Below are 5,662 nucleotides of genomic sequence, written 5' to 3'. Positions count from 1 at the left end.
ATTGGGTGGACTTGTACGATAGCCTCAAAGAGAAAAAGTAAGTCCAATCATCTTGTTCGCGTAAACAATTCGCGAACACTATTTTCTTTGTTTTACCCTCTATTTCTCCTTAACCGAGCAGTATTGCATAAGGAACTGGAAATAACTCGTCATGAGTGTTGACCACTTTGACGACTACCTCATAAACTTCGGCATCGCCGTCAAAAACTTCCGATGTACCGTTGTTCTCTTGGAAAGCAATTGCGGTAACTATGGCATTCAGCAGCACACACAAACATAAAGGTATTCGCTTTGATGATCACGGAAAAAGCGTGGTTTTTGCTGGGCGTAAATGTGGATGAAAGGATACTCTTTAGGTAGGTACATAAAATTTCTTGGGGGAACCCAATCGTCAAAACAATTCGCAATTGTGAATTCGCAATTCGCAATTAAGACAATTAGTGGGGCAGGGCAAACGCATCTAAAGTATAAGAATCCTTTAATAGCAAGGGTTTCAACGTTTTTAACTTTAGCCTATTTTTTCGTCAAGATCCTTATCCAGCAGGGGTTTCAGAAATGCCGTGCGTTCGCCCTGATTAGTGGGGGCTTGCACCCACCACTAATTGAAGACCACCAACCTACGGTATGGTGGGGGCTTGTACGCACTTTTAAGCAATTAATCAATTAATTCACAATTCGCATTTTCAATTGCGAATTGCGAATTGCGAATTGCGAATTGTTAGGTCGCGGTTCCCCTTTTCCCTGATTTACTGCCGTAAGCGAATAGAGTGAGTTGAAGTTGTACGAAGTTGTGGTGCTGATTCTTCTTTATAGATGCGATCGCCCTCCACAACTCCAAGTGCTTCTTCAAACGGTTGCGTAGCTCCAAGACAACTTAGCCCCTCAAATCCCTCAGCCTCTACGCGAACTTCACCTGTAGCATTGTCGAAATGAATCAATATTGAGCATTCCATAATTATCTCCGTACAAATTGTTTAACTTCTTGATGTCCAGCAAAGGTAAGGCGTAGGGTTTGCACAGTTCCCTTAGTTGATTCAGCGATCGCACATTCACCAAACCTTTCTTGTAACTCGGCGGCTTTAGCTCTTACCAAACGTTTACCGTAAGCCAGCATTAGTTTATTGCTGAAAAAGTCTTTGCCCAGCTTCCGAACTGTTTCATAACGGTCGTGTATTAACTCGTACACGCCGCTTGACTGATTCCACTTGAATCCGATATCTGCACGGGCTTTTATGGTGCGACCAGACACAATGATTTCAGCGCTTTTTCCTTGAGAGCCACCGTAGTATCCTTTTAGTGGCTGTGCTGTTTCGTGAACTTGCGGTGATAGCTTCAAATCTTGTAAAGCTTGTACCAGACATTCGCGGTTGGTGAGCTTGGTTTTAACTGTTGAGAAGTGTGACATGAGAATCTTGTTCCTGTAGTGGTAGAAGTGCGGTATTCTTTGTGAGGTGTATATCCATTTCTCGTTTAAAATGCTAGTCTTGAGCGAATGCACCCTCGCCCAAGACTGTTTTTTACCGGAACTTAAACGACATCACGGTAGCTTTCGATAAACCCAACTCACCAGTTGCTAGCTCTTGGAGATTGCGCTGTTCGTCTAACAACTTGGCGCGGATAGAATCCATCTTTTGCTGCAACTGACTGCGCCCATCACTGCCAAGATTTTTTGACTCAATCGCTGGATCGTTAACGATAGAATCCAAGTGCGCCATCATTGCCTCCAAGCTACTGCCTGCCTCCGGTGAAGCGTTTGCCAGTAGCACTTGAACCTTCATCAGATGGCGCTCCATTTTCCTTTTAAATTGTATGGGCTTGCGTCCTGGTTCCCAATCGGCTAACTCTTCTAGCAACTGGGCGGCGAGTTGTTCACCACCAGCGATCGCAGATTCCCGTAGCCTTTGCTCCAAATTTTGGTCATACTGTTAAATGAACTTGGTAATCTGGTCAAGACACTCGGCTTGCTGCTGATTAAGTTGTTCGGACAAAGCGGGTATGATCACCGGACGACCAATAACGACTTGCAAATAGTCTTCAAGGTCGGTCAGAGTCGGGAATGCTTTTAACAAGTTGGCTTTGACTGACTCTTGCTTATCCTGTGCTAATTCCCAAGTGTTAAGTGAGAGGAACTGGTCAATCCGTTCCTGGTAATCTACTGTCACTGTAACCATAAGTTTGCCGCCTTTGAAAGCATAACCTTGCCGCAGGATAAGCGAAAAGGCTTGATTTAACGTTCCGCAATAACTTCGTTAAGCTTCGCTAACGCAGTCAAAGCATTTAGTTTTGAAACCAAAAAGTTGCCGAAAGTTTAAAAATCAAGCATAAACGTGCCGAAAGTTCAGGGATTATGCACCCTCAAATACCTGAAGTAGCAAGATTGTCTCTTAAAAATCCCAAAAATCCAAGCTGTCGTAAGTCCATTTGAAAGCATAAACGTGCCGCCCCGGCAAACTTATGGTTACAGTCACATCTACAAGTCCCACCTCGTAATCAACTTTTAGCTGATTCCGTAAACTTGGAGCTACGTTATCCCTAATATTGATTAACTGGTTCCAAACGAGTGGAGCTAAATCAATCGGACAAACCCAGTCACCAGTATCAGCAGACATCCACTCTTGAACTGAAGCAATTTCTTGACGCAGTTGAGCAGATGCTTCATCTAGCTTCTTAAATACCTTAATACCCCGCAAACCAACTTCGGAATTTGTAACTTTCACGAGGTCTGATTCAATTTCAGAAACTTCAGCTTTTAGCACATCTGCCCATTTGGGGGCGGCAGACTTTGTACTTTTCTTTAGCTGGATACGAAAGCGAATGCGGGTTTTATTTAACTGCGAGAAATTGTGGCGCTCGACTACTGCATCAGTCAGGAAATTCGCAGCGATAGGGTTGTCGATTGCTTGTACCATGATTATTGACCTCAATCATTATTTTTCACTTTCGATTAAGCGAAGCTTTCTTTGTGGTGATTTTTCAAGAGAGCGAATGTCTGTAATAGCTCTATAGATTACTTTTGTAGAGCCATTTTGTAGCCGAATATGCCTTTTAATGACTGGTGGTTTATGTATCGACATAACTCAAAATAGTTGAAGTTGCTGTGAATTATCCTGTGCCGCAGGCTTGTTATAAACCATGCCTTCGACCTCATAACAACGAGTCATGAGTTTGTTTCGATTTAGTCGAAAGCTGGCTTTTTTCTTTTGATTTGGCAGAGGTAGAAACAGATACTGTGGATGTTTTATAGTACCTTCATCACCCAAATATCGAGAAAGTGTACCGTTAATCTGGTAAACCTTCGATGAGCGTTAATAGCGTTGTATCGTAAACCTTAATCAAATTTAATTCCATTTTAGTAGCAGTGAAGTGTGCCATAATTTATCGTGGAATCGATTTTTCTCTACAGTCAGACTAATTAAATCTGACTGTAGAGTTTTTCACACATAATCTGATTCTTATTTCGTTAACATTTTCGTTACCTCTGCGTTAATTATTGATTGAGAGTGACAAATGTTACAGATAGAAATGCTCAAAGATTTGATTGAGTTTTTTTATTTCGTCATCAGGCAGATCCGTAAAATCAAACTCGTCTGATTCCCAAACTTGATCCAGGCTTGTAGACTCATCGATAATATTTGCAATCAAACTCGATTCATCGTCGTGCTTCCAGCCATTTGCTAGAAGCCACGGCAGAACTCCCTCAGATTGCAATAATTTCTCAATGTCGAACGAGTCAGAAAACTGCTGTAAGTTTTCGATACTAGGATGAACGATTGTAATAGTCATGGGGGTATTTTAAATGATTGAAATACAGCCCAATCAAAAGAGGGGGAAAGGGGAAAGGGATTCATGAATTAAATTATCCTTATAAAAGCAAGGTTTTTACCTTTTCCCCAACCCCAGTTCCCCTTTCCCTTCTTTATTAGCTGTAGATAAAACTTGAGAACTGATCAAATATGCTTCCCTACTTGCCTTCAAGTAGGGAAGAATAAAGGCGAACGCAATTGCTGCAATCACCTCAATAAGTATTTGGTTATTAAGAAGGCACATCCTCCCAGTAACCAACTTCATCGTCATAATTTGCTTGCATAGACTGCAATTTGTTGATGAAGTTAGCAAATTCTTCGTTAGTTAATAACTGTCTTCCTTTTTTGCCATAGTTATCTATGAGAAACTGTTTGCCCTTTTCCTCTTTCCAACCTAAAGCTTCAATCAATCGTTGTGACTCCATCATCAATTGATCGCGATCAAGTGCATGAGATGTATGCTTTGGTAAGTTATTGTTAGGCAATCCTTTTTTCCACCAATCGCTGATGGAATCAGGGCAAACGCATCTAAAGTATAAGAATCCTTTAATAGCAAGGGTTTCGGCGTTTTTAAATTTAGCCTATTTTTTCGTCAATATCCTTACCCAGTAAGGGTTTCAGAAATACCGTGCGTTCGCCCTGCTGATGGAATTATGCACAAGGGCAATTTCTTGAGCTATTGGTTTCTTGCCAATACAATAACTCTCCCAGTCGGGCGCAGTTGGCTTTTCGTATCCGCTACATACACAGGCATTGGAAGTTTGCCCCCCTTTCTCACGTTTCTCTGTTTTCAATGTGGGACAAAATACCCACATCGAATGCCAAAGCAAATTCTTTGGTTGGTGATGTTTGCCTTGAAAACTTGCATAAGCTTGTTCGCAGGTTTCACGGAATGCCATTAGTTGTTGATCAAACGAAACTTGAAACACTCCCCAAGCAGTTATTTGTACTGGTGCGATATGAAGAGGTTGATTTTGGGCATCGACGAAAATCACCATATACCGCCTACCGAATTTGTAGGCGTTCTTGTCCAAACCATCACTGCTACGCCAAACTCCAATCACCTTTCTATCGTTTCCGTATAGTAGAGGCGATCGCCCAATCACAAGTATTCGTGGTTGTCTATAGAGAGCGCCAGGAATGCCTATCTTTTCGTCGTTTTCGTCCAACTTGTTAGTAAGAACTTTATACTCTTTCCCACCTTCTAGTTCTTTATTTTTGTACCATCCTGCTAATTGTTGATTTTCGTAAGCAATCCAAATGCCTGCGGGTGAAGGAATACTTTTGGCTGCTGGGGTCTTTTCGTATGCCTTATGTTCAGCAGAATCAAAGTCAAAAGCTGTCATAGTAGCTGCCGTTTTTCTCTAATGTTAGTTTTCGCAAAAAATAAGCGAAGCTTTAATCCTGGGTGGCGAATGGCACTGATTTTAAAACAGTGGTGGAAGAGAATTTTCTTCCACCATTCTATTTACGCCGCTACCAACTCCCGACGAACTTGCGGCAGTTCAATCGGAGCAGTTGCTCTGGATAGCACCTTTACAGCCTCTTTCACACTCCAATACTGGACTCCATCATTACAGCGCCAATAGTAAGTCTTGAGGTCGTTTTCCCATAATTCATCAGCGTTTCTGACCTTGAAGACAATTCCCAAGAACTTACCATCTAGATATACGTTGTGAGCCGTCTGAAGGTCAGTGCGTCCTACATAAGTCAGTCGGTAGCTGTCCACTGGCGTACACAAGTCTTCTGCACGAGTACCGCGATACCCACAGTTACCGCACCCATGTCCACCACAATCTGGACAGATGGCAGCAGGCATATTCCACTTCGGCAGGGTGAAATCCCATTCAGCAAGTGGG

General features: G+C 42.4%; 7 protein-coding genes and 2 pseudogenes. All 9 read right to left on the bottom strand.

Going from position 1 to position 5,662, the window contains the following annotated elements:
- Positions 1–109 precede the first annotated feature (109 nt).
- A complete protein-coding gene (locus LC608_RS36055; protein WP_229558085.1) occupies positions 110–268 on the bottom strand; it encodes a hypothetical protein in 159 nt (52 codons plus the stop codon).
- 478 nt (positions 269–746) lie between these two features.
- The gene (locus LC608_RS36050; RefSeq protein ID WP_229558084.1) at positions 747–953 is read right to left on the bottom strand and encodes a DUF2997 domain-containing protein; all 207 of its coding nucleotides are present in this window, start codon (positions 951–953) and stop codon (positions 747–749) included.
- Positions 954–955: 2 nt separating this feature from the next.
- Positions 956–1,405 carry a DUF1257 domain-containing protein gene (locus LC608_RS36045; RefSeq protein WP_229558083.1) on the bottom strand — a complete coding sequence of 150 codons (450 nt, stop codon included), beginning with the start codon at positions 1,403–1,405 and terminating at the stop codon, positions 956–958.
- 112 nt (positions 1,406–1,517) lie between these two features.
- Positions 1,518–2,153 (bottom strand): annotated as a pseudogene (locus LC608_RS37420) (hypothetical protein); the annotation flags it as partial.
- A gap of 231 nt (positions 2,154–2,384) precedes the next feature.
- Positions 2,385–2,909: a hypothetical protein gene (locus tag LC608_RS36030; RefSeq protein WP_374108500.1), complete on the bottom strand. Its 525-nt coding sequence runs from the start codon at positions 2,907–2,909 to the stop codon at positions 2,385–2,387.
- Positions 2,910–3,510: 601 nt separating this feature from the next.
- A complete protein-coding gene (locus LC608_RS36020) occupies positions 3,511–3,783 on the bottom strand; it encodes a hypothetical protein (protein WP_229558080.1) in 273 nt (90 codons plus the stop codon).
- Between the two features lie 250 nt (positions 3,784–4,033).
- The gene (locus LC608_RS36015) at positions 4,034–4,288 is read right to left on the bottom strand and encodes a hypothetical protein (RefSeq protein WP_229558079.1); all 255 of its coding nucleotides are present in this window, start codon (positions 4,286–4,288) and stop codon (positions 4,034–4,036) included.
- A gap of 132 nt (positions 4,289–4,420) precedes the next feature.
- Positions 4,421–5,149, bottom strand: coding sequence for a DUF5895 domain-containing protein (locus LC608_RS36010; RefSeq protein WP_229558078.1), 729 nt, complete (start codon positions 5,147–5,149; stop codon positions 4,421–4,423).
- A 122-nt stretch (positions 5,150–5,271) separates the two neighbouring features.
- Positions 5,272–5,662: pseudogene (locus LC608_RS36005) on the bottom strand (hypothetical protein); the annotation flags it as partial.

The organism is Nostoc sp. XA010 (assembly GCF_020829625.1).
Lineage (GTDB): Bacteria > Cyanobacteriota > Cyanobacteriia > Cyanobacteriales > Nostocaceae > Nostoc.
The sequence above is the reverse complement of the archived record's forward strand: the minus strand, read 5'-3'. Positions and strand labels throughout refer to the sequence as shown.

Bases quoted from the DNA above. Each gene is read 5' to 3' on its own strand.
- LC608_RS36010 (WP_229558078.1), bottom strand. From the start codon at position 5,149: ATGACAGCTTTTGACTTTGATTCTGCTGAACATAAGGCATACGAAAAG.
- LC608_RS36020 (WP_229558080.1), bottom strand. From the start codon at position 3,783: ATGACTATTACAATCGTTCATCCTAGTATCGAAAACTTACAGCAGTTT.
- LC608_RS36050 (WP_229558084.1), bottom strand. From the start codon at position 953: ATGGAATGCTCAATATTGATTCATTTCGACAATGCTACAGGTGAAGTT.
- LC608_RS36030 (WP_374108500.1), bottom strand. From the start codon at position 2,909: ATGGTACAAGCAATCGACAACCCTATCGCTGCGAATTTCCTGACTGAT.
- LC608_RS36045 (WP_229558083.1), bottom strand. From the start codon at position 1,405: ATGTCACACTTCTCAACAGTTAAAACCAAGCTCACCAACCGCGAATGT.